General features: G+C 71.8%; 1 protein-coding gene. It reads right to left on the bottom strand.

The window, feature by feature from the left end; translation table 11 throughout:
* Positions 1 to 830 (bottom strand): autotransporter outer membrane beta-barrel domain-containing protein (locus AC1DRP_RS36710; RefSeq protein WP_476771159.1); only part of this gene is annotated, 830 nt, incomplete at both ends.

An 830-nucleotide genomic window follows, 5' to 3' on the forward strand; every position in this document is an offset into this window, starting at 1 on the left:
GCCATAGAGCGCGCCATGGGCGCTGCCCAGCTCTCCGCTGGAGCGGCGTCCATCGACATCGAAATCGGTGCGCGTATAGCCGCCGGCGATGCCGAAGCGCCAGTGCCCGGCATCGCTCCAGGTCGAGTTGAGCTCGGCGCCAAGCAGCATGCCGCCGCCGCGCCGGTCGAGCGAAGCCGCGTTGCGGTCTCCGTCCGTGCGCCCCTGCGCCCCGATCGCCTCGCCCCAAAGCGTGAAGCGTTCCGTGGCGAGGCGCGGTGCCGGCAGAGCCGTGGCGGCAGATCTGCCGGGCGCGTCGGCGCTGAAGGCGCCGTTGACCGAGCCGCCGGACGAGCCGGCGGCCAGGGGCCAGCGCAGCCGGTTGAGGATGGATTCGCGAATGAGATGGCTGTCCTCGATCGCGACGCCGACCGCTTGCGCGTGAGCCTCACCCGAGAGCGCGTCGAAGCCGGCGCGGGCGTCGGCGACGCTTGCCGTGAGCAGCGCATCGTAGACACGGTGGCCGGCGCCCAGCGCTTCGGCTGCTCCCGCGGCACCGGCCTGGTTGCGGGTCAGGGCGACCTGCGGGAAGGCGATCGCGTTGCGATCGAGCGTCAGCGCCACCTCGGTGGCGCCATAGGCCAGGCTTGGCGTCAGGAAGGCAAAATTGGAGGCCACCGCGGCGAACTGGCCGCTGACCCCGCCCTGCGCCGTCAGGATGGTGTAGCGCGTCGAGGCGCCATAGCCGCCTTGTTCCGCCAGGAGCTGCACCGTTCCCCCGGACACGGTCGCGGTCCCGGTGGCGGCGATCCTGTCGGACTGGCCGGCGGCATTGACCTCGAGTTGATAGG

The sequence above is a fragment of the Allobosea sp. 01N443 genome, assembly GCF_056399325.1.